The organism is Pseudomonas sp. 22072 (assembly GCF_052046095.1).
Classification (GTDB): Bacteria; Pseudomonadota; Gammaproteobacteria; order Pseudomonadales; family Pseudomonadaceae; genus Aquipseudomonas; species Aquipseudomonas paracarnis.
Genome location: NZ_JBQEQE010000007.1, coordinates 65,621 through 86,267 on the forward strand (window position 1 = coordinate 65,621; position 20,647 = coordinate 86,267).

Consider the following 20,647-nt stretch of genomic DNA (forward strand, 5'->3'; position numbering starts at 1 on the left):
TATGACGTGAGGGTTAAACCCCGTCGTCTTGGTCCAAACGAAAATAGCCGGCCTGCAGACGGTTAAAATCCACCAGCTTCAGGCCCTCCAGGTCCGTGACAGGCGCACCGGCAAGCGCGGCAAACAAAATCAATTCCCGCTGTTCGTCATCCCCGCCCGCGTCACGATTAGCAGCGCGCACATCGCCCACTGTCGGGGAGCGCAGGGCCAAGGTATCAACCGATACCCCATTAACTTCGCTTGGGCAGGTCAGGGTGACCTGGGCTCGATCAGTGTTGACCGACAGCCACGGCGGCATTGATTCCGAATAGTCGGTATCCGGCACCAAGTGTGCATAAGCGGCTTGAACACGGCGGTAGTCCGCCAGCTTCAGGCCTTCAAGATCCTTAACACCTACCTCTGCCAGACCAGCAAACAACATCAGCTCTCGCTGTTCTTCGTCGCCGTTAGAGGCGCGGTCGGCTGCCCGCACTTCCCGTACCAGCGGGGCCCGCAAGGTCAATGTTTCGACCAGCACGCCGTTGGCATTGGTAGGTCGCGTGAGCGTTACGACGGCTGCAAGCGCAGTGAGTGATAGCCAAGCCGGTACTGCTTTAGACGTTGCTTTATTCATTTGAATCTATTCCCTTAGAGGCCGAGTGCGGTGCGCACTTCAAGGAGTTGGTCTTTGCCGTCTATCACCTGAACCCCGGCGACCATGTCGATTTCGTACATGAGGCGCCCGTCGATTTCGAGCTTGTAATAAGCGACTGCCACGGCGTGCTTGATCTCGGCAGGGTCACCGGCTTTCCAGTCCCCCAGGTCGAGCTCCTTGAGGCGACCGCGCAGGGTAGCGACAACCGCCGTGACGGCCCCTTTCTGCCCCTTGAAGGCACCCCGGAACGTCGCATTGAAAGCTGTGCCATCGGCCAGACCGAAGTACTTCAACGACTCGCGGCGCACGCCCTTGGTAACAAAGGACGCCTCCATTTTTTCCAGGCCTTGGTCCATCTCAATCGCACCGGCCATGCCGCCAGCGCGATACTCGTCAGTCTTGGTGGTCAGCTTGGGCAGCGTAAGGCTCGGCACGTCGCCAGCGAAGTTCACGCCGTCGACAAACAGGTTCGTGTTAAACAAGGTCTGAGGAATCATTGACTAGGCCCCTTAGGCTGCTTCAAGAACTTCGGTCATCCACTGATCGGTGACTTCGAAAAGGAAATTCGGGTTTTCTGCCGGCGGCACGTCAGTGAAGCGGATGCGCCAATAAACTTTGCCCTGGGCGATCTGGCTGGCAGTGTTCAGCTCGGTGTCCGGGAACACCTCAAAATTGATAATCGCGCCCTGGGCTTTGAGGTCGCGCATGAACGCATCCAGCCCATCCGTAACGTCCTTGACGTAGGTCTTGGTGATCGAGCGGTCAACAGCCCATTTATGGCCGGCCTGCACAGCATCCATAAGGATGAACAGCGTGCGAACGCGCGTGACAAACGCCCACTTCGGATCGCTCGACAGCGTGCGGTTACCCCACAAGCGATAGCCGTCGTCGCGAATGATCGTCGCGATATTGGCGTTGTTCAGCAGGTTCGCCCGGCACGTCTCGTCGCCGTCCAGGTACTCGACAGCTCGGGTAGTGCCAGTGATACCGGTGAACTCCTTGTTGGACGGCGAGGCCCAGAAGCCGTATTCAGCATCGGTCCAAGCGAACAAGCCCGCCGCCCAAGCCGAGGCCGGCGCATCAACTGTCTTGCTGGACTCGGTGTCCCAGTACTGAACGCCCGGATCGACCATGAACAGGTTGCGATTGCCAAAGTTATCGGCATAAAGCATCGCCGCCTCATCCGTGGTGCCAGGGCCATCAAGAATGCCGATTGCCCGCAGCTTCTGCGCCAGGCTATCAAGCGCGGTAGCGACCGCCTGAGTGGCAGTGTGACCTGGCGCAATCAACAGCCGCGGCTGCGCGTTGTACAGGCTTTTGCCATCGAGCAAGGCTTGTAGGCCGGTACGCTGTCCCGAGGCCAGAACGCCGCCAATGACCGCCGAGGTTTGCAGCGCCGCGTCTTCCAGCTTCGGCACGCCGATGGCAACGATCACCGCCTTGGCCTTGGTGTAGATCGCCTTACAAGCCTTGGTGATCGCCGAGTCGGCGCCGAAGGCAGCAATAGCCTCGCGCTCGGTGGTGATCAACTTTAGCTCGCCGGCCTTGGCAGTACCGCCGCCGAGGACGCCTGGGGTGAAGGTGTCGCAAAGTCCGATGATGGAAGACGACGGCAAGGAAATAGTGCGCGCGCCTGTCTTGATATCGGTCGTAGTAACGCCGTGAAAGAAACTCATAAAGCGAATGCTCCAGAAACGAAAAAGCCCCGCATAAGCGAGGCCGGGAGGGTGTTTGTGTTACGTGTGGCGGAATACAAAACGCCCCGACAGTGCGGGGCGTTATTGGGTTTGTAGCGCGATCCAGCTAGGTTTCTTGGGTCGGTATTTCAGCACTGGAAACTTCGTTGATTGAGGCCAGTCACGCAGCAGCTGCATATACGCCAGCAGCTCAGCATATTCATCGGCGGTTAATGACGTCGCACTGCCTAACTCGACTTCATCACGGTGACGCTCACGCAGCCATGCGACACCTTGAAGTTCCAAGTCTCGCCAGCGCCGCTCTTCATTCGCCGTTTCTTCAACGGTCTTCTCTGGCAAGGTTTGGCCGCCATCGGCGACCCACTCCAAGTAAGTTACCCATTCTTTGTTGCCCATATCTTCCGGGATGAACACGCGGTCACTCATCCGCCGGACGCCGGCTGGGGTGAATCTGTACTCAGTTGTATCCATAGTCATCACCTCAAAGTTCCGCTTCGGCGGTCCACTCAATTTGCAGGGTGTAGCCAGGAATGGACCCAGCCGGCGGAAGGCATGAAAGCGAAAAGCCTGTCGACCACAAGCTTTGGATATTCGTCAGAGTGCAGGGTTTTACGGCCGACTGTGCCCAGATCTCCGACGAGCTTTCACCAGGTGAAAATAGCTTCAGCGTAGGAACAACGCGCTTCACTTCTCGGAAGTCCATACGCAGGGCTGACTGCGAGGCCTGTGCTGCTGCGGATTGCGTGAAGGTGGCAATACAGGTCCCCGGACCGTTGTTGGATTTCAACGGGTGATCCTGCAGGAAAGACTTTTCGAAGTAGCGCAAGCATGCGCGGTACTCCTCCTGGTGCGTTCTGTAATCGTAGGGAGTCGCCACGCTGCCGGACTCGATCTGGACGTTGGTAATGTCCGTGTAGTAGGCACCGGCTCCCCCGCTGGCCAAGATAACTTCCAGGAAGTCGTTCGCGACGCCCTTGTTCTTGTTCACAACGCCGCCCAGGTCGAGAGTAACGATGTATTTTTTGTATACCGTCGTCAACTCCACCGATGTGCCGACATCGACGTTCGGCTCGGTTGAGTTGACCCCGAAGTTCTGGCGAAGAATCACCGCACACGTATGTGGAACGCTGGTTTTCATATAAAACGAGACGGTGACCTTCCCGCCGGCCAATGTTTCGACGTTCTCGATGCGCTGACTGAGATTCCAGCCATTGCCTTCACCTTGCCGCGAGAGTCTCAGGGCAAACTTTGCTTCGTTGATATTGGCGTCCTGCTCAAGCGGCAGCTGGCTCCAATTGCAGGTGGCGTTCTTTGGGCTGTAAATCATCCAGCGGTCCGGGCCGAACGTGCTTTCGGGGTCACCGTTGGCTTTTCCAACGACGCCTGACTTGCCTCGCTGCCAAATCTGGAACGCGCCATTGATCAGACGGTTCTTGCGGAAGACGTGCACAGGAAATGCCTGCTTGGTGCTTTCGATCTGAGCTCGTACCGACTCGGTATTGGCGCTACGTTTAGACCTGTCATCAACAGGCGGCGTTGGGACGTTTTGCCCCGCAGACCATTGAAAGGCCAGAGGTGTAGTCCCAAGAACTATCGGACCATCGGTGATCAGTTGCCAGACAGTGTCAGCGTTGGCTGTACCCCGTTCGACCGTGACAAGCAAACCAGGCGTTACCTTATCGCTGGTATCGGCATCAACCGTGCGCACCCACGAATCAGCACTGACCAGGTACAGCCCGTTGTCCTTCGCCTGAACTTGATCTTTAACCAGCACCCGCGAACCCGCTGGCACCGCGAATCCGTCGATAGCTTGAACGCCCGCCAGGACCACAGGGCCCGTGGTTGCGACTAATGCCGAATGTTTAAAATCAAGCCGGTTGACGGCATTCGCTACCGAGTCGTCAACATACTTTCGAGTGGCGTTTACAACAGCCGGGTCTATCAACAACACAACGTTAGTAGAACTTGAAACAACAAAGTTCATGCGTATAACTTGTGTTTTACCAGACCCTTGGGCTAGCAACGACTTGTAACTTGGCGCGCAATTAGCTACGGCAACCAAATCTCCGTCAGAATCGAAAAGTCCCAATTCGCGAATCCAGAATCCACCTTCATCCGCCGGAATAATCTGCTCGGCTACTAGGATCCCGGGATTAGTCGGATGAGGCTCCAGGCTATTCAATGGAGCCCGGCGGCGCTCATTAATCAGTGTTTTCTGTGAGCGATCAGGGATAGGGTCAGTACCGTTTGCGTCCCCTACAGCCATATGGGTCAGCTTCCAAGTTAGCAGCCCTGCATCTGACTTAACTTGCTTTGCCTCGCCAACCGCCGTCAGGAACGCGAAAAACTTCGAATTAGCATCAATCATGTGTATACGTCCAAATGGTCTATGGAATGTTCGCGACCAGGCACCCCGACATAGCAGTCAACCGAGATAGGTTCAGGCGCAGGAGGATAAACTTCTATTTCATCTATGGAACACTCTCGAATCCCGCTCCCGATAAAACCTGTCACCTCGATGTCACTCAGTACCGGCGGATAAACATCAATAACTTCTCCGTCAGATATGCATGCAAAAATGTTTATAGCCCCGGTGGATTCCAGGCTAATCGCCAGCCCTGTTAGATGACGGCTGACGGGCTTGGCGTCATCAATCAGCCGCTCCAGCTCCTGATACATTTCCTCAGTGATACCGGTGTCCAACACCCCGACCTTTAACGCAAAGGTGCCTGGGGTCCCTTCGGGCCTCATGTTGAACCACTCGATAATCTCGATGAGATAGCCCAGCGGTTCGACCACTCGGCGTAACGCGCCGATGGTGCCCTTGTGGGCATGTATGTAATAAGAGGCCTTGATGGCGGCGCGTTTGGTCGCCTCGGTCCATCGGTAATCCCAGCGATCCACCGACCACGCCCATGCCAGATGCGGCAGCAAATGCACCGGGCAGGTATCAGCGTTGTAGAGGTCGCGAAGCGGGACAATCGTTTTCTCGAAAAACGTAGCCTCCATGGCCCGTTCAAGCTGCGTACTGTTGATCGGCAATAGGCTTTTCATGTCAAGCCGCCAGCGTCACGGTGTAGCCCGTACAGTACGCCGCCTGAGCTTTGGTCGGGGCCAAGTCCTGCCAGCCGACCAGCTCAACCCTAGATACCCCGGCAACGTGTAACTGAGCGTCTACGCCGGAACGTGCCACCTCAACGCCGAGCCGTTTGCGCGGATTGATCCAAGCCGCCAATCGACTCTTCGCCTCGGCTAAACTGGCATCAGCTTCTGGGCCCGCGCTGGTCATGTGCAGGATCGCCTTGATTTGGTAGCGGATCACCTGGGCGCTCTGAACCGTCACCCTGTCCCCCACCGGCCGCACATCGTCGTCATTCAGCGCAGTTGCCACCGTGGCGAGCAGCTCCGGTGAAGCCTCCCCCTCCCCGTCCAATCCCAGCACCGTTACCGTCACGTAACAAGGCGCCGGGCTTTCGGCCGTGGCATCCGCCACCAGCCCCGAGGCGTTACGCGCATGCAGGATGTAGCTGTTACGCGGGCCGGCCGTGGTCAGTCCCTCATAGGCCAACTGGATGCGCTCCCGGAACGCATCGTCGTCTTCTTTGACTTCAGGAACCGGCGGAAAGGCCAGCAGATCCTCTGCTTGAATGACCAGGCGTTTGAGGTTGACATTGGCCCCCAGGTGATCGAGGTCACCGCGTATGGCGTGCGCCAGCAATACCGCTTTGCCGGCGTCATTGACTCGGGCGCGGTTGCCGACCTTGATGTAAGCGCCGACCTCCAGCACCTTAAGGACCGGATCGCTCTCCAGCGCAGCAGTCCAGTTGCCGCCCATGTATCCGCGAAAGACCCCCAGCCCCTCCTGAAAAACCTCTTCGAAGTCCAGCGGCTCCAACACGGTCGGCGCCGGCAAAGACGACAGGTCCACGATACTCATACGACCACCTCCAGCGTGACGCTGTCGCCCAGGTACTGCCCGACGATCTTCAGGTTAATTTGCCCGCCGATAACGGAAATGACGCGCACTTGATCCAGCTTCAAACGCGGCTCCCAGCGACCCAGTGCGCGGGCGACTTCCGCCTGCACGGCGCTTTTCCAGCCATCGGTGACGGGCAAATCAACAAATCGCCGGAGCTTGCTACCGTAAGCCATCCGATGCCGCCGGCTGCCCAACGGCGTGCCCAATATGTCTGGAACCGATTGCCGCAAGTGTGCGATGCCGGAAATGGGTTGGCCGGTGTGGCGATCCATTCCGATCATTGTGATTACTCCTTCAATTGCTCCAGATCTGGATGCGCTTTCAAGAACGCAAATTGATCATCACCACATGCGGTAACTCGACCAGCAACAATCGGAAGCGTCCCGCCGCCGGGTAGGATCAATGTCCGCGAGGTGAAAACCTTGTCGCGAAAAACACGCGCTGGTCCGATGGACTCAACCGGGTCAGCAGTAACGGGAAAAGCCAGCGGTGCCGGCTTCAACCCCGGAACCACAATGGCCTCGGCAGAATCGCCATCAGTTCTAGACTTACTCATTAGGCAAACTCCAGATATGAAAAAGCCCACACTGGGCGGGCTGTTTGTGGGTTGAAATTAATGCGTGTGGTGATTGCTGTTGCCACCAGCGTCGATGATCGCACCGGCACTGGTGATGCCTTTCGTGACGTGTAACGCCCCGTCGATCATCACCGCTGCTTTCAGATTGATGTTGCCGGTGGTCACGTTCACGGCGCTGTCCGTCACGACCACTTCTGTACTGGCGACTTTGATGGTCACCGTACCGCTCGGCAGGGTGATGCTGTAGCTCTTGGCCTGCCAGTCGTAAATCAGCGAGCCGCCATCATCAAACCGCCACACTTCCACATGATCCCTGTTATCCGGTGGCGGACCCGCGTTGCCATACAATCCCGGAATGAACGTGCCCTGTGACACGTCACCGCTGGCACTGACCAATGTCCCCTGCTCACCCAGAGACGGAGCCCTCCAATGCCTGGCCTTGCCGGCGGCGATGCTGTGCCAGCGCACCCAGGCGCTAGTCCATTCGCCGTCCGAAACCCGACATACTGGCGGAGAGGCAGCCAAGTCGACTGCTACCACAAAACAATCCTTGACCACCCCCGCAAGCATGCGGTCGTGCTGGGCAGCAACATAGCCGCTCACAAGTCCTCCGCTGGAACAAATTCCTCTTTGACGTCGTTGTTGAAGCCAAACAACAGCATGCCGGGCGGCTGATCGGGCCAAGGCCACTCTTCAGGGCCGAGGTACACCTGCTGCGTCCATTCCACCAGCCAAACGGTGTAACCATCCAACACTGGCTGGGTCCAGTCCTGTAGTGCCTGAACGAACTCTGCCGGCTCGACTTCCAGCCCCCAGGTCTGAGCCCGGAGTAGGACCGCAAGTTGGGTAGCCAACTGCACCGCCTGTTGCTGATGCAGAGGATAGATCGGGTCGACGACGATACGTGCCTCGAACTTACACACCAATGTGGTTTCACCCGTGCCGATATCGGTACCGGGCTCGATCTCGGCCAGCTCCAGAAAGACCGCCGGTAAAGCGATACGATCCTGAATGTCCGGCCAGGCACTTACCGTCTGAACCCCTGGCAGATGGCTCACCAGGTGTTGCTCGACCGCCCGGTAAAGCTGGTCCAGGCTAAAAGGTTCGTCAGCCATTAACCGATCCTCTTCAAGTATTTCTGTAGTTCGAAGTTGAGCTCCTGCTGCAGGATCTCCAACAGACGCTCGTCCGCCTTTTGTATCCAGCTTTCAAAGTGCAGACGGGCCTGCTCCAGAGACACCTTGGCCTTGGCTAACGGGAAACGATTGCCATGCTCCGCGACCCATCCAGAACTTGCACCGCGACCAGGTGACACCGTGCTGTCTGGATAATCGTCAGCATTGAAGTGCTTGCTCGCAGTGCGAATCCAAATGTCTGGCTTGTTGCCATAGACCTTCTTGAGAAACGCGCCTTGATAACGCCGCCCCGCCACCGACACTCCGCTACCGGTTTGCCGCGCCCGGCCAATCCGGCTGGAATCGATGGCATTCAAGCCGAACCACAACTTGCCGCTCGATGCCCCGCCGGACACTGGGTAGCTGCGTAACCGTTGACGCACTGCCGCGACAGCAATGCGCTCCTGCCTGCTGACGGCACGGGCAATGTGCGTGCGCAACCAGCCCAACGTCTTGTTGATCGCGCGTCGGTGGGCCGCAGCAGCTGCCTTGGGGACCAACTTGGCGAAGTCCTGAAACGCCTGGAGATCTGCAGCTGACGACTGGATCGAGATCATCCCGCCGCCGGCCGAGGGTTTGACGTAGCTACCGATGCTCATGGGCGCAACCTCAGGATCAAGGCGACCAGACCGTCGCCGCTCGGCTCCAGCTGCAGCAAGTCGTAATCGCCGCCGCCGTCCAGGGCGGGCAAGTCGATGCTGACCAAAAGCCCGCGTTTCAAGCCTTCCGAATCACTGACGCGGATCTCAAACCGAGGCTCACGCAAGCCGGTATTGAGCTTGCCGAGCTTCGGCTGCAACCAGGGCGCGGCAAACATACCAAGCACCGGCTCTTCGCGGCCCTCGATCCGTGCCCTATTTCCCAGTGTTTCGAAGACCACTTCGTCGATGTCGTCGATCAGATCGCGGAAGGCCACGATCACATCTCCAGCAGGATCTGCGCGCGAGGCCGCGTGCACAGGTGCAGCGGGTTGGACTGGGCTTCGCCGGCCACACCCTTGTTGAACGGCAGCGGCTCGATCTTGCTGTAGTAAGGGATGCCCTGGGTGTTGACCGTTTCCATGTAGTCGGCCGGTGCGAAGGACGAGATATACAGATCAGGAACGCCCTCGGGGATCAGCAACGCCTTGTCGTCGTGGACAAACGCAACACCAGCAACTTTGCCGCGATAACGCTCCCAGACGATCCCGCCGAACTCGAAGGCTTCACGAGCATCGCCACGCAAAGACGCGGCCTGCATGGTATTGAGGTAGGTCTCCTTGACCGACTTGTGGACGATCAGCTTGTTCCAGAAGTTCTTGCCGCACATGGCGCGAGAGCCGCTGCTGGTGACGCTGCCGAGGGCTTCTTCCTGCATATCCAGGGCTTCACCGCATTTGACCCGCAGCTCGGTATCTGGACTGTTCAAGCCCATTGGCAGCTTCTGGCGATTCACGCCGAAGGATTTATAAATATCCAACAGGACTGTCTTGCCATCGGCATCCAGCACCTGTCCGTTCAACGCGCCCATGCGCTGGAATTCGTGGGTGGCATCCAGCTGTCGTCGGGCCTTTGCCAGGCGCTTGTTGACCACATCCTGCACGGCCTGCAATTCGCTGCGGGTGCCGAAGGCGCGAATGCCTTGGATCTCGTCGGCCTTGATGGTGAAGCGCTCAGGAAGGTGCACGGTGTTGAACGGGATCAACGTGCGCTTGGTCCCGCCGACCACCAGGCCCGAGGTGCCGCGCTCACCCGATGGCACCAGGGCCAGGGTGTCGCCGTCTTTCTCGATCTGCACGGTCAACGTGCTGATGCCCTCTTCGCGGAAAAGGCCAAGGCTGCTGATACGGCCCGGCAGGTATTCCTGCTCATTGATTGCAGCGGTCAGCGAGGAGACGCTGAATGCATCGTCTTCAAAAATGGCGATATCGGCCATGGGGTACTCTCCAGAAACGAAAAATCCCGCACTCGGCGGGATGGATAAATGAGGTGAACGCCTTAGCGGACGATCACGAAATGGGCGGCCAGGGCCTTTTCAGCGGCAGGGTCGAGGCTGGTCAAGTGCGCTTCGCTGACCTCGGCCAGCCGCACGATGGCACGACCACGCCGGGCCACATCGGACTCACCCAGCGGCCCATACAGAATCGCGACGGCGTTTTCGGTACCGTCCTCGGCGGTTGGCTGGTACGGGGCAAACTCGCTGGTGGCGGTGACTAGGCCGAGGATCTGGCCCGGCTCCAGGGCTGGCCCGGCTGCGACATTGATCGCTTCGCGGGAAATGTTGCCAGCGCCTTCGGACAGCAGGAACTCTCCCGCGTGCATCGATTCGATTTTCATGCTCTTGCTCCTTTCGAGGTTCCGTTCTGTGCCGCCTGACGGGTAGCCCAGATTGATTGGGTGTCGACCTGTTTGGCCTTAATGGTGGGTTCCGGGTCGTTGTCCAGCGGCAGGCTGTTGTTGATCTCAAAGCCACCGCCGCTGCTGACCAGCTTGTCGAACAGCCGAGCACGAACTGCGCTTTCATCCAGACCCGCCGAGATAAACTCAGCGGTCAGTTCCGGCAATCGTGCGGCTACACACAGACCATGCAGCGTTTTCGCGTTGGTCAGTGCTGCCGTAACTACCGCTTCGCTTTCCAGCCTGGTGGTGGCGAGCAGCGGCTCCACCAGGTTACTGATGCCGGCCGCCGCGCAACCCTTGGTGACCATCAGTGCCAGTCCAGCAGCGTCCAATACGGGCGCCGGTTCCGGTGGGTCGACCGGTTCAGGCGGTTCGACATCTGGCTCTTCATTCAACTGGGCGAGCAATTCAGCCGGGGCATGCTGGAAGCGCTGCAAGACACTGCCCTGGCCGAGACAGGCTTTGACCTTGAGGCCGTCGCCCACCTCATCTGCCAGGCCCAGCGCCACCGCCTCATTGGCAGTCAGCCAAGTCTCGGCGTTGACCATGCGCCGCAGCTCGGCCTCGTCAATATCCGGTGCTTTGGACTTGTAGGCCGCTATGATCGCTTCCAGGGTCTGGTCCAGCACATCAGCAACGCGGCGGAAGTCTTCGGCATCACCACCGGTAAAGGTGTAGGGGTTGTGGATCATCAGCATTGCATTGGCCGCAATCACAACGCGATGAGCGCCGCACACCGCGACACTCGCCGCACTGGCCGCCAACGCATCAATACGCCCGGTACAGCGCTCGCCTAAGCGCGACAGCGCGTTGTGGATCGCCAGGCCGTCGAACAAGTCGCCACCGATGCTGTTGAACGCAACGATTACCGGCGACGCGCCGTCATCCATGGCACGCAGGTCCTGGACAAACTGATTAGCGCTGACACCCCAGGTGCCGATCTCGCCGTATACAAACACCTCAATGGTTTGCTGCTCGGCTTCACCGCTGGCATGAAAGGTGTACCAACTCTTATCCACGACTTTTACCTGCTTGCCAGCCTTGTCATAAATGCGCGGGATCGCTTTTTTACTCATGGTTGTTCCTTGTCATCTGTCGGCTCGATGGCATCAAGCGTGGTGTAGTTGAGGCCCAGATCCGTGGACCTGGCGAGGTCAGCGGCGTTTTCCGCGTCGATGGTTTCCGCGTCGTAACCGTTGCGCAGACACATCTCACTGCGTGAACCGAAGCCCGCCTGCACTTCCATCCGCCGCGCCTGCACATCCTGCACCGGCTGGATGTAGGCCCAGCCTTGCGGCACCCAACGTGTACGCAGGTATTCGCGTCGACGTTGCGCGTAGTCTTCCAGTACAAGGGCACCGGACAGCACCGCCATGTCCATCCAGGCGGCACGCACCGGGCGGCACAGTTGATGCACGTAGACGCCGAATTGCAGTTGCTCCAGGCGCCGCCGGAACTCGTTGAGCACCACCCGCAGCGCCCGGTCGTTGACCTCGCGCATGTCGCCCGTGAGGATCTCGTACGGCGTGCCCGAACCCGCTGCCGCAGCCATTAGCTGCTGCCGCATGAAGTCCGGGTAGTTGTTGCCGGCGTCCGGTGGCTTGGAGAACTCCACCTCTTCACCTGGCCCCAGCTCCTGCATGGTGCCTGGCTCCAAGGCCACCATCGGTGTGAAGCCGTCGCGGTCGGTGGTCAGCAGTTGCCCCGTTACCGGGTCACGCGGTTGGTGTCCGCTGTCCGGCGCCGGTCGCTTGATGAAGCCAGCAAACAGGTTTGCCACCTCCTGGCGAAACAGCACCGCGTCGTCGTAGTTGTCCAGGCTGCGCAAGCGTTTCAATACCGGTGCCAGACGCGGCACGCCCCGTAGTTGCCCTGGCTCCATCGGTTCGAAGATGTGCAGCACCTGCGTCGCTGGCACCCGCACCAACTGGTTGTAACCGGCGTTCAACGACGATGAATCGCGCGGATGCGAGAGGTACATCCAATATGCCACACGCTTACCGGCTGGATTGAACTCGATCCCGGCGCGGATAACGTTGCCGTTTTTGGCCGTCTCAAACTTGTCGTGTGGGACAAACTCAGGCGCCAGCGCCTGCAGTTGCAGCGGCACCGCCAAACCTTCGCTCGGGCTGCGCGGCCGCAACCGCACAAAGCATTCACCAGCGGTTTCCACGGTGCGCGCCACCAGGGCCTGCATGCCGTAGAAGTCGGTCAGCTCGTCTGCGTCCGCTTCATCCACCCAGTCGTCCCACAGCTGCTGCTTGAGTTTGCGCAGTGCCGCGTCGTTCGTGGTCGGCCTGGGCGTGATGCCGGTGCCGATCAGGTTGCTGACGCGCTTGTCGATGACGTTGAACGCATACGGGTCATTGCGCACCGCCGCCCGCGAGCGAGCCCGCAGGTTGCGCAGTGCCGGGGTGTTGATGCTGTTGATGCCTTTGTCGGTGGCTTCCCAACTGGCCGAACGTCGGCCCTCTCCGGCGCCTTCGTAACTGGCCTTGATGTTCGACGGCAGCAAGAATCCATTACGGGTTAGCGTCGGATAATGTCGGGCCATTAGAGTCCTTTGCCTCCATGCATGAGCCGAACCACGCGAGAGCGCGGGCCGGCAGCGTTGGTCAGCGACGTGCGAATCTCGTCGCGAGCCTTGAGCAGTTCGTCGATGGAGCGGTATTCCACCGTGCGGTCGCTGTAGCGCACGGTCTTTTCACCGCGTGCGATGGCGCGCTCGATGGCTTCGAGGTGCTTCGGAGTAAACGACATATCAGCGTCTCTTCAGGTAACCGCTGGTGGAACTGCGGCGTTGTGGGGGTGCAGCGGGTCGCGGTTGGGCGACCGGGGCAACGGGTTGCGGCGCCACTTGCGGTGTCGCGGTAGCCTGTGGGGCAACCGTTACACGCTCAGCAGCGACCACCTTTTCATCGAACAAACCGGCCTGTGCCAGTGAGTTCCGGACCCGGTCCCAGTCGTGTTCCTGATACCGGTTGATGCCGAGGTAATGCGCCATCGCCAGGCAATACACCATCAGGTCGAGGGCTTCGTTGCGCTCGGCCTTGCCCTTGATCCACTCGATACGCTTGTGGCCCCGCACGTACTTGGCGACCTTGCGCTCGGCCACGCACTGGGCAAAGAACTCGTCCGGCAGGTCGTTGGCAAAGTGCAGCGCACCTGGGCCGGACTCGAACGGGTAACGGTTGTAGATCCAGTCTTTTGCGGTGTCGGTACCGACAAACCACAGCTCGGCGCCGCCGCGTTCGGTCTGGCCCTTCCAGGTCACATCAACCATGGACGGCCGCTGAGCGATCACCGGCTTACCGGGTTTGCTCGCGCCCTTGATGGCGAAGATGTTGCGCCAGCGCCGCACGCGGCAGAACTGGTAGACCTCGTCGGTGTGGTGACCGCCGGAGTCGACGGCGACCGCGAGAATGCCCAGGCCGACGCCGCAGGGATGCCGGTACCGCTCTTTCAGCAGTTCATCAAGCACCGCCCAGGTGCGCTCGTCCGACGGGTCGCCCGCGATCACCCGGTGGTCAATGACCCAGCGTTCCATGCCGACACCCCAGCCCATTGCCATGAACTCCAGACGGTCGGCCTGTACGTCGACGGCGCCCGTGATCATCATCACGGCGGCGGGCATTGCACCGAGGGAGAACCCTTCCCGGCGTGCCCGCTCGATCAGTACCGATGCCTTGGTCTGCTCTTGCGCGCTGTCCCACACCTTAGCCAGACGGGTGTTGTAGAACACCTGCATGGGTTCAAGGTCGCCTTTGGCCTGGGCCTTTTTCGCCTTCTCGAATTGCTTCGCCAGCGACTTCCAGCCCGTCCAACCCAGCGGTGAATACAGCGCGTTGAGGTGGAAGCCGACCGTCTCGCCATCGCCTTTGGCATGGGCGCGCCACTCGCCACGGGCGAGCATATCGCCCTTGTGGTGTTCCTCGATCAGCACGTCGCAGTCAGGCCCGGCGCACTCGTAATGCACGACGCTGAAGTCCTGGGAGTAATGCAGTCGTTCCCACTCCAGGGTTTGCATGTGCCCGCAGGTCGGGCACGGCACGTAGTAGTAACGCTGGTCGCTACCCTCGAACAGATCGTCGATGCGCGAGGCGCCCTTGATCGTCGGCGAACTGGAGAAGTAGAACTTGGCATTGCGGCCGAAGGTACTACCCCGCGTTTCCGCCAGCTCGATGGGGTCGCCCTCTTCGCCTACGTCGACTTCCCAACGGTCGATCTCATCGCCGTACACGTAGCGTGCCGACAGCTCGGCCAAGTTGGCCGCAGAGCCGGCGGTGGTAACGTACAGCGAGCCGCCTTCGAACTCCTTGGTGTCCATGGTATTGCGCGAGTCCCGCGAGCGGCTCGACGCCACACGTTCGCGCAGCACCGGGGTGGCCTTGATGGTCTTGCCGATCCGCGACGACACCCGCTTTGCCAGGCCTAGGCTGGGCAGCAGCGTGAGGATGTTCGACGGCACCATGTGGATCAGCGCACCGATCCAGTTCAGGGCGATCTGGGTTTTCATCAACTGCGAGGCGACCATGGTCACTACGCGCTTGCACGGGTGAGCCGGTGACAGGCACCGCATCGGCTCGCGTGCGTAGGGCGTTCGAACAGTGCGATATTTCCCTGGCTCGGCGGCGCCGGTATCACGCGGGATGCGCATGTATTCGTCGGCCCACTCGTCCACCCACAGGCTGGGGTCTGGACGAAGCCCACGGAAATACGCCTCACGGTACACCTCAGCGCCGTCAGGTTTTTCCGTCTGCATGGGTTAACTCGTAGTGATCAGATCGCGTTCAAGGTCAGCCGAAGACAAGCGCTCGGCCTCTTCCAGGGACAGCCGTAGCGCCTTGGTCAGGTGCTGCTCAATTTCCCAAGGGTCAGTCATTGCGGCCAGTTCAGGGGCCAGTTGCGGGGGCATGCTGAGCAGTTGATCGCGCAGCATGCGTCCGGCGTTGTAGGCCCCGGTGGTGACCGCCTTCATATCCACCAGCGAGCCCTGCACCTTGTGAAACTCGGCTTCGGCCAGCTGGGCCAGGTAGTACTCGCGGTGTGCGCGGGCCTTCTGGAAGTCGGGTTGCCCGCTCTTCGCGCCAGCTGGCTGCGGCGGCGCAGCCGTGTTAGTCGGCTCGACCATGGGGGACAGTTGGCTGTAAACATCACGCTGGAGCCGGTCTTGTTGGTGTCGAGCCGCGACGGCGGCCTTGCTGGGGTCGGCGGTTTCGAGGATCAGTGCTTCGGTTGCCAGCACGTCGACCTTCTTGCCATCTGGCGAGAGCACCAGGCGGTTGTTGTCTTTCAGCCAGGTGATGTAGCTCGGCGTCCTGCCGATGCGAACCGCGAAAGCGCTTTTAGACAGGAACAGTGGATCCGTCATAAGCCCTCCTTTTCAACGGCTTTTCAATGGAAACCTTTCAATTTCAATGGATTGAATTTCAGTAAGCTGGCGGGCCTGCCGCTAACGCTTTCCCGCGGGTTTCATGCCCCGTGTCCCTCGGATGCCGCCAGGGTCCCCGGCGACCTCTCGGCGCTTAATTTTGATGCAATTCACTGGAGGCCACGTATTCCGAGGCCTCCAGCCCATCACGCCTGACCACCGCCGGAGGGTGGCACATCGCACACGCCCAACCGCTTGGCGGCCCAGCGTTCGTACAGGCCGATGGCGACATCAGCGCCGGCCATCGCGGTGAGGCAGCCGATGCTCCCCGCTGCCAGTACTGACATACCCGATGCATGCAGCAGCATCATGGTGGAAAGCCCGCAGACCACGCAGGCCCCGGACCGCAGCAGCAAGCGGCGAACCAACGACCAACCGCTCACCCCCGCCTTGTCGGCCCGCCATGCCTCGCCGGAAATCCCGCCGACCAGGGACAGTAGGATCACCATCCAGACCGGCATCTCTATAAGCGCTTGCTGCTCGTTCGTCATCGCCCTACCCCATAAACGCAAAAACCCGGCGCGATGGCCGGGTTCAGTGTGGTGGTGAGTCCCGCTGCTTGCGGTCGCACCTATCGAAGATGGGTACTTTTTACAGGTCGATTCCGGTGGCAGCAAGTGAGTTTTAATGCCATGGCGCAATACAGGTGCAATACAGGTATGACGCAGGTGCAACGCAGGTACAACGCATTCATTCGGCTATCGCTTCTGGTGCCCCGTCTGACCTGTCCCACTACTCTTGATCGAAGCAGGACAGCTACAGGCGCCTGAATACGGGGCTCTGCCCTACTGTCCTACCTTTATTCCTTTTCTCTTGTGTATAGAGAGAAAGCTAAAAGCACGCGTGCGCGCCATGGGCGCGATTACGTGCCCGCTATGCTCATGTGTGCGTGGGTCGGGTGAAGGTTGGACGGTAGGACAGGACAACAACAGCGCGGCCTGCGCCTGTCCAACTGCGCTAAATGGCAGTCGGACAAGGGCGGACAGTAGGACAAAGGCACACGGAGTAACGCCGGGGGTCATGCAGCCTTCCCCATCAGCATGCCGGCAATGTGCAGGTGGGCTTCGTGCAGACGCTGGTAGTAGGTATCCCGACCGCATCCGCAATGGGTGTACTTCTGCGAGAGGAAGCTTTCGTGATTGCAGTAATGCTCACGCACTACGACCGACAGCTGCGGCGGCAAGTGCTTGTTGACGATCAGCTCGATGTCGGCCGATTCATCCAGCAGTACCCGACTGCCGCGTGTGCCGCGTATCAACTCGCCCTTGCATTCCATCAGCATGGCAATCATGTTGCCGCCGCTCGGCCCGCCCATGTTTTCCGGCATGGGTGAGTGCAGATCCTGCGCCCATAGTTTGAGCATCTCGTCGATTCGCTTAATCATCGAAGCAAGGCTCCTCGATCACCGACTGCTGCAACGCAGACGCACGCCCCCAACCCGCAGGCTTTACATAGGCCCAGGGCCGCACCCCACTCTTAGGCAATGCCGGCATGCGCCGCTTGCGCCAGCCCAACCGGTGCATGATCGCCCCGACCCGCATCTGCTCAGGCTTGCCCCAATGGCCGAAGTCCAGCTTGAGCGCCTGGGTGAGGATCTCGTTGCCGGTGGCGGTCTCGCCGATCTGCGACTCTTCCATCCAGGCCAAGATCGGCCCTTCCCATTCATCGACGACGAATCGCTCGTCTTGGGCCTCGGCGAACATCCAAGATTCGTCCTTGGCCACCCACCAGATGTCGCCAGCCTCGAAGCAGAACAAAGCCTCAGCCCACAGCTGGTCGCGAATCTCGCGCAATTGCTCCAGGTCGACCTTGTTGCAGAACACCGGCCAATAGCGGCGATTGCCCGTGGCGTCCTTGAGGTATTCCTCTTGGTTGGTAGTGCCCACGAAAACACACTGGCGTGGCACGTCATTCGTTCTGCGGCCGTAGCTCTCGCGGTAGGTGTCGGTGGACGCCGAGAAGAACTGTTTGGCCTTGGTACTTTCGGCCTTGTTGAAGCTGTCCAGCTCACCCAGCTCGACGATCCACTTGCCGCGAATCGCCTGGAAGCTGTCCTTATCACCGAGGGCAAAAGGCGTGTCCATGAACCACTCGCCGCCGAGGACGCCCATGGCCGTGGACTTACCAGCGCCCTGCCCGCCTTCGAGGATCATCACCGAGTCAGCCTTGCAGCCTGGGCGCATTACTCGAGCGACCGCCGAGATCAGCCAGCGCTTGCCGACCTTGGCCGAGTACTCGCTGGCCTGGACGCCCAGCACATCCGTGAGCCAGGTTTCGATGCGAGGTACGCGGTCCCACTCCAGCTTCTCCAGGTACTCGCGCACCGGGTGGAAGGCATGGTCGTGCGCAACCACGCTGACCGCCTCGATCACATGGGACGCTTTGACCCGCAGGTTGTATTGCTGCGCGAGCCACTTCATCACCCGCATGTCGTCGATGTCGGCCCAGTCACCGGCACCGCCGCCGAAGGGCGCCGACCGCAGCTTGACGATCTTTGAGCTGAACACGCTGTAGCCGATGACACCGGCCCAGCGCTCGTCATTGCCCAGGATCAGCTCGACGTTTTGCATGTGCGCGATCAGGGAGCCGTTCTCGGTGCGGGCGAGTTGGTCTTTCCAACCACCCGCTGCAGGAGGCTTGACCACCGCCAGCACCTGGCGGCGAACGGCCTCCAAACCTTCGGCGACGTGCAGGTCGTTGAAGTCGGTCCACTTGATCTCGCGCTCGCCGGAGAATACAGGGGCAACCACCTGGCCGCCGACCACCAGCGCCGCGTTGTTGGCCTTCTCCTCACCAGGGTTCCAGGGGTCGCCGTTGGGGCGTTTGGTCTTCCAGTCATCATCGCGACAGATGATCAGCGGGCAACCGGGGAAGCGCTCGCGCATAGCCTTGGAGACCGGCAGCAGGTTGCCCGCGTCGAAGGCGATGGTGACAGTGAGCGAAGTCGCCATGTGCAGGCTTGCGCCCGTGGCGTAGCCCTCACACACCAACACCGGTTCGCCGGGTTCAGGGTGTGGGCCGATCAGGTGGAAGGCGCCTTCCTTCGACATGCCGTAAGGCCAATACGCTTTGTCGCGCCCGGTGTCCTCTTGCTTCGCGGGGAAGATCACCTGCAGACCGACAATCTGGTCGCGCACGTTGCACATGGGCACTAAAAAAGCGCCGGTACGGGGCGCATAGCGAACCTTGAAGCCGACGATCTGCTTTCTATCCAAGTAAGCGCTCTTGCCCTTTTCCGGCATGCGCCTGAACAGGCCGGCGGCACGGTTGGCGGCTCGACGTGAAGCATTGGCAGCGATCTCAGCAGCCTTGCGCTTGGCGTCTTCCTGACGAGCGCGCATGACTTCACGCTCCTCAGGACTCATGCGTCCGGGCTTGACCTTGATCTTCTGGGTCTCGCCGGAGCGCCAGTCACCGAAACTGCCAAAGATCAGCGTCTCGTTCTTGTCGGTGCGGTGTTCGTGGATGACGTACCAACCGTTCTTTTCCTTGCCCTTATCCTGGGTGGTTTTGCAGCGAGTGAGCTTTCCGTATACGAGGGGCTGCGCGGGTTCGAGACCGTAGTCCGCGAACTGATTGAGCACGTCATCGAGCATAACGGGCAGCCCTCTGGTCATCGACGGTCTTGCACTCAATGCAGAGCGTGCAACCGGGTTGTGCCAAACGACGGGCTTCGGGGATGGGGCCATCGCATTCTTCACAGAACATCAGCGAATTCTGAGCCGTGTTGGACATCAGCGCCAAGCGTGCAGCAACGGCTTGATCGATGCGCTCTTGCACCAGGTCATTTGCGAAATCAGCGATATCAGCCACGTCCCACCCCACAAGTCGTCTGGTTGACGTAGCGGGCGCGGTTGTACATGCCCAACAATCCCTGAATGCCGCGAAATACCAACTGGCGGATCTCAGCCAGCTCGCCGTCGTCGACCTTGCCGTCGCCGATGTGCTTGGCCCAGGTCTCGGATAAATCCGCGACTTGCCGGAAGAACTGCGCGATACCCGTGGTGAGGGTTTCGGGCATGTCATTGGTGTACGCCTCGGCCAGCTCCTGCCAGATCGTGTCGCCGACAAGGCCGTGCACCGCATCGAGAATGCGGCGGTCTTTAGTCAGCTCAAGGATCTCGCCGAACTCTTGAATGTTGACCGTGTGGGAGGGATGGGTGGGAGACAACTTGTGCTGCAGCGTGGTGGCATTTCTACCGGTGGTGGCTGCGATTGCAGCGGCACCACCGGGATAGTCCCGTGCGGCATGGTACAGGGATAATTCGAGCGTCAGTACTTCCTTTTGCGCTCTCTCAACACAGCTTAAAGCTACTCGGCTCATGGCATTAATCCTACAAAGTTGCCAGTGCCCCGCGACATGCAGTGGTGTTACATTTGTCGCGTGGCTTGAAAGGGCCCAAACGCCGGCCAGATCTTAGGGATCGAAACCGGCACCGTGCCGAGGCGAACAATCCGTTGCTCACCTCTGGCGCAACAGCTGCCTAATCTGTGGTGGAAAAGGCAGCAACCCAAGACATCCGTGTCTTGGGAGCGCGATAAGGGGAGGTGGTTTGCATGTGGTGTGCCCTCCTTCCTACATCGCGACCCGACAGCACTGTGGTGGTGTGTGCCGGGAGGAACTGGGCGGCCCTTGGGTCGCCTTTTTCTTGACTATTAAGCGCTGTGCAGGCAGTCCTCTGTAATTCTGAAGTGCTCAAGAACCTCGGCAAGAGAAACCTTTCCCCCGCTCTCGCGAGCCAGAGACTTAATCAGAGAGACGCTTGGGTCCTTGCT

General features: G+C 59.9%; 25 protein-coding genes. All 25 read right to left on the minus strand.

Annotated elements, in window-relative coordinates; genetic code table 11:
* Window positions 1-13: 13 nt before the first annotated feature.
* The 25 genes from ACTJLA_RS09400 to ACTJLA_RS09520 all read right to left on the minus strand — a co-directional run bounded on the left by ACTJLA_RS09400 (window position 14) and on the right by ACTJLA_RS09520 (window position 20,195).
* On the minus strand, window positions 14-613 hold the full coding sequence (locus tag ACTJLA_RS09400; protein WP_440841095.1) for a phage tail assembly protein: 600 nt from the start codon (window positions 611-613) through the stop codon (window positions 14-16).
* A gap of 14 nt (window positions 614-627) precedes the next feature.
* Window positions 628-1,131, minus strand: a complete 504-nt coding sequence (locus tag ACTJLA_RS09405) for a phage major tail tube protein (RefSeq protein ID WP_056783396.1) — start codon at window positions 1,129-1,131, stop codon at window positions 628-630.
* 12 nt (window positions 1,132-1,143) lie between these two features.
* Window positions 1,144-2,310, minus strand: coding sequence for a phage tail sheath subtilisin-like domain-containing protein (locus ACTJLA_RS09410; protein WP_440841098.1), 1,167 nt, complete (start codon window positions 2,308-2,310; stop codon window positions 1,144-1,146).
* Between the two features lie 102 nt (window positions 2,311-2,412).
* Window positions 2,413-2,802 (minus strand): phage tail assembly chaperone, encoded by a 390-nt coding sequence (locus ACTJLA_RS09415; protein ID WP_440841100.1) that lies wholly within the window; start codon window positions 2,800-2,802, stop codon window positions 2,413-2,415.
* Between the two features lie 10 nt (window positions 2,803-2,812).
* Complete coding sequence (locus ACTJLA_RS09420; RefSeq protein ID WP_440841102.1) at window positions 2,813-4,699, minus strand: phage tail protein; 1,887 nt, start codon at window positions 4,697-4,699, stop codon at window positions 2,813-2,815.
* Entirely contained in the window at window positions 4,696-5,385 is a 690-nt protein-coding gene (locus ACTJLA_RS09425; RefSeq protein WP_440841104.1) for a phage tail protein I, read from the minus strand. The genes ACTJLA_RS09420 and ACTJLA_RS09425 overlap by 4 nt, the downstream gene beginning before the upstream one ends.
* Window position 5,386: 1 nt before the next feature.
* Window positions 5,387-6,268, minus strand: coding sequence for a baseplate assembly protein (locus ACTJLA_RS09430; protein ID WP_046071194.1), 882 nt, complete (start codon window positions 6,266-6,268; stop codon window positions 5,387-5,389).
* Window positions 6,265-6,591, minus strand: coding sequence for a GPW/gp25 family protein (locus tag ACTJLA_RS09435; protein WP_440841105.1), 327 nt, complete (start codon window positions 6,589-6,591; stop codon window positions 6,265-6,267). The genes ACTJLA_RS09430 and ACTJLA_RS09435 overlap by 4 nt, the downstream gene beginning before the upstream one ends.
* A gap of 5 nt (window positions 6,592-6,596) precedes the next feature.
* Window positions 6,597-6,866: a hypothetical protein gene (locus ACTJLA_RS09440; RefSeq protein ID WP_440841107.1), complete on the minus strand. Its 270-nt coding sequence runs from the start codon at window positions 6,864-6,866 to the stop codon at window positions 6,597-6,599.
* A gap of 57 nt (window positions 6,867-6,923) precedes the next feature.
* Window positions 6,924-7,457, minus strand: coding sequence for a phage baseplate assembly protein V (locus tag ACTJLA_RS09445; protein WP_134657893.1), 534 nt, complete (start codon window positions 7,455-7,457; stop codon window positions 6,924-6,926).
* Window positions 7,458-7,486: 29 nt separating this feature from the next.
* Window positions 7,487-8,002, minus strand: a complete 516-nt coding sequence (locus tag ACTJLA_RS09450; RefSeq protein ID WP_440841109.1) for a hypothetical protein — start codon at window positions 8,000-8,002, stop codon at window positions 7,487-7,489.
* A complete protein-coding gene (locus tag ACTJLA_RS09455) occupies window positions 8,002-8,661 on the minus strand; it encodes a hypothetical protein (RefSeq protein WP_440841110.1) in 660 nt (219 codons plus the stop codon). Before ACTJLA_RS09455 ends, ACTJLA_RS09450 begins: the two co-directional genes overlap by 1 nt.
* Complete coding sequence (locus tag ACTJLA_RS09460; RefSeq protein ID WP_440841112.1) at window positions 8,658-8,978, minus strand: head-tail joining protein; 321 nt, start codon at window positions 8,976-8,978, stop codon at window positions 8,658-8,660. Before ACTJLA_RS09460 ends, ACTJLA_RS09455 begins: the two co-directional genes overlap by 4 nt.
* A gap of 2 nt (window positions 8,979-8,980) precedes the next feature.
* Window positions 8,981-9,976, minus strand: coding sequence for a major capsid protein (locus tag ACTJLA_RS09465; RefSeq protein ID WP_043046677.1), 996 nt, complete (start codon window positions 9,974-9,976; stop codon window positions 8,981-8,983).
* Window positions 9,977-10,038: 62 nt separating this feature from the next.
* Window positions 10,039-10,377 carry a head decoration protein gene (locus ACTJLA_RS09470; protein ID WP_078821617.1) on the minus strand — a complete coding sequence of 113 codons (339 nt, stop codon included), beginning with the start codon at window positions 10,375-10,377 and terminating at the stop codon, window positions 10,039-10,041.
* Complete coding sequence (locus ACTJLA_RS09475) at window positions 10,374-11,516, minus strand: head maturation protease, ClpP-related (RefSeq protein ID WP_440841115.1); 1,143 nt, start codon at window positions 11,514-11,516, stop codon at window positions 10,374-10,376. The genes ACTJLA_RS09470 and ACTJLA_RS09475 overlap by 4 nt, the downstream gene beginning before the upstream one ends.
* Window positions 11,513-12,994 (minus strand): phage portal protein, encoded by a 1,482-nt coding sequence (locus ACTJLA_RS09480; protein WP_440841116.1) that lies wholly within the window; start codon window positions 12,992-12,994, stop codon window positions 11,513-11,515. The genes ACTJLA_RS09475 and ACTJLA_RS09480 overlap by 4 nt, the downstream gene beginning before the upstream one ends.
* A complete protein-coding gene (locus ACTJLA_RS09485) occupies window positions 12,994-13,200 on the minus strand; it encodes a phage head-tail joining protein (RefSeq protein ID WP_056783432.1) in 207 nt (68 codons plus the stop codon). The genes ACTJLA_RS09480 and ACTJLA_RS09485 overlap by 1 nt, the downstream gene beginning before the upstream one ends.
* A gap of 1 nt (window position 13,201) precedes the next feature.
* Window positions 13,202-15,202 carry a phage terminase large subunit family protein gene (locus ACTJLA_RS09490; protein ID WP_440841119.1) on the minus strand — a complete coding sequence of 667 codons (2,001 nt, stop codon included), beginning with the start codon at window positions 15,200-15,202 and terminating at the stop codon, window positions 13,202-13,204.
* Window positions 15,203-15,205: 3 nt separating this feature from the next.
* The gene (locus ACTJLA_RS09495; protein WP_407597065.1) at window positions 15,206-15,811 is read right to left on the minus strand and encodes a terminase small subunit; all 606 of its coding nucleotides are present in this window, start codon (window positions 15,809-15,811) and stop codon (window positions 15,206-15,208) included.
* 206 nt (window positions 15,812-16,017) lie between these two features.
* Window positions 16,018-16,362, minus strand: a complete 345-nt coding sequence (locus ACTJLA_RS09500) for a phage holin family protein (RefSeq protein ID WP_095015165.1) — start codon at window positions 16,360-16,362, stop codon at window positions 16,018-16,020.
* A gap of 527 nt (window positions 16,363-16,889) precedes the next feature.
* Window positions 16,890-17,255, minus strand: coding sequence for a PA0613 family protein (locus ACTJLA_RS09505; RefSeq protein ID WP_177147155.1), 366 nt, complete (start codon window positions 17,253-17,255; stop codon window positions 16,890-16,892).
* Entirely contained in the window at window positions 17,248-19,467 is a 2,220-nt protein-coding gene (locus tag ACTJLA_RS09510) for a VapE domain-containing protein (RefSeq protein WP_440841187.1), read from the minus strand. The genes ACTJLA_RS09505 and ACTJLA_RS09510 overlap by 8 nt, the downstream gene beginning before the upstream one ends.
* Entirely contained in the window at window positions 19,457-19,684 is a 228-nt protein-coding gene (locus ACTJLA_RS09515; protein WP_440841122.1) for a TraR/DksA family transcriptional regulator, read from the minus strand. Before ACTJLA_RS09515 ends, ACTJLA_RS09510 begins: the two co-directional genes overlap by 11 nt.
* Entirely contained in the window at window positions 19,677-20,195 is a 519-nt protein-coding gene (locus ACTJLA_RS09520) for a phage regulatory CII family protein (RefSeq protein WP_440841124.1), read from the minus strand. The genes ACTJLA_RS09515 and ACTJLA_RS09520 overlap by 8 nt, the downstream gene beginning before the upstream one ends.
* Between the last annotated feature and the right edge of the window lie 452 nt (window positions 20,196-20,647).

Excerpts from the sequence above, each read along its gene's own strand:
- ACTJLA_RS09400 (WP_440841095.1), bottom strand. The coding sequence starts at position 613 with ATGAATAAAGCAACGTCTAAAGCAGTACCGGCTTGGCTATCACTCACT.
- ACTJLA_RS09405 (WP_056783396.1), bottom strand. The coding sequence starts at position 1,131 with ATGATTCCTCAGACCTTGTTTAACACGAACCTGTTTGTCGACGGCGTG.
- ACTJLA_RS09410 (WP_440841098.1), bottom strand. The coding sequence starts at position 2,310 with ATGAGTTTCTTTCACGGCGTTACTACGACCGATATCAAGACAGGCGCG.
- ACTJLA_RS09415 (WP_440841100.1), bottom strand. The coding sequence starts at position 2,802 with ATGGATACAACTGAGTACAGATTCACCCCAGCCGGCGTCCGGCGGATG.
- ACTJLA_RS09420 (WP_440841102.1), bottom strand. The coding sequence starts at position 4,699 with ATGATTGATGCTAATTCGAAGTTTTTCGCGTTCCTGACGGCGGTTGGC.
- ACTJLA_RS09425 (WP_440841104.1), bottom strand. The coding sequence starts at position 5,385 with ATGAAAAGCCTATTGCCGATCAACAGTACGCAGCTTGAACGGGCCATG.
- ACTJLA_RS09430 (WP_046071194.1), bottom strand. The coding sequence starts at position 6,268 with ATGAGTATCGTGGACCTGTCGTCTTTGCCGGCGCCGACCGTGTTGGAG.
- ACTJLA_RS09435 (WP_440841105.1), bottom strand. The coding sequence starts at position 6,591 with ATGATCGGAATGGATCGCCACACCGGCCAACCCATTTCCGGCATCGCA.
- ACTJLA_RS09440 (WP_440841107.1), bottom strand. The coding sequence starts at position 6,866 with ATGAGTAAGTCTAGAACTGATGGCGATTCTGCCGAGGCCATTGTGGTT.
- ACTJLA_RS09445 (WP_134657893.1), bottom strand. The coding sequence starts at position 7,457 with ATGCTTGCGGGGGTGGTCAAGGATTGTTTTGTGGTAGCAGTCGACTTG.
- ACTJLA_RS09450 (WP_440841109.1), bottom strand. The coding sequence starts at position 8,002 with ATGGCTGACGAACCTTTTAGCCTGGACCAGCTTTACCGGGCGGTCGAG.
- ACTJLA_RS09455 (WP_440841110.1), bottom strand. The coding sequence starts at position 8,661 with ATGAGCATCGGTAGCTACGTCAAACCCTCGGCCGGCGGCGGGATGATC.
- ACTJLA_RS09465 (WP_043046677.1), bottom strand. The coding sequence starts at position 9,976 with ATGGCCGATATCGCCATTTTTGAAGACGATGCATTCAGCGTCTCCTCG.
- ACTJLA_RS09470 (WP_078821617.1), bottom strand. The coding sequence starts at position 10,377 with ATGAAAATCGAATCGATGCACGCGGGAGAGTTCCTGCTGTCCGAAGGC.
- ACTJLA_RS09475 (WP_440841115.1), bottom strand. The coding sequence starts at position 11,516 with ATGAGTAAAAAAGCGATCCCGCGCATTTATGACAAGGCTGGCAAGCAG.
- ACTJLA_RS09480 (WP_440841116.1), bottom strand. The coding sequence starts at position 12,994 with ATGGCCCGACATTATCCGACGCTAACCCGTAATGGATTCTTGCTGCCG.
- ACTJLA_RS09485 (WP_056783432.1), bottom strand. The coding sequence starts at position 13,200 with ATGTCGTTTACTCCGAAGCACCTCGAAGCCATCGAGCGCGCCATCGCA.
- ACTJLA_RS09490 (WP_440841119.1), bottom strand. The coding sequence starts at position 15,202 with ATGCAGACGGAAAAACCTGACGGCGCTGAGGTGTACCGTGAGGCGTAT.
- ACTJLA_RS09495 (WP_407597065.1), bottom strand. The coding sequence starts at position 15,811 with ATGACGGATCCACTGTTCCTGTCTAAAAGCGCTTTCGCGGTTCGCATC.
- ACTJLA_RS09500 (WP_095015165.1), bottom strand. The coding sequence starts at position 16,362 with ATGACGAACGAGCAGCAAGCGCTTATAGAGATGCCGGTCTGGATGGTG.
- ACTJLA_RS09505 (WP_177147155.1), bottom strand. The coding sequence starts at position 17,255 with ATGATTAAGCGAATCGACGAGATGCTCAAACTATGGGCGCAGGATCTG.
- ACTJLA_RS09510 (WP_440841187.1), bottom strand. The coding sequence starts at position 19,467 with ATGCTCGATGACGTGCTCAATCAGTTCGCGGACTACGGTCTCGAACCC.
- ACTJLA_RS09520 (WP_440841124.1), bottom strand. The coding sequence starts at position 20,195 with ATGAGCCGAGTAGCTTTAAGCTGTGTTGAGAGAGCGCAAAAGGAAGTA.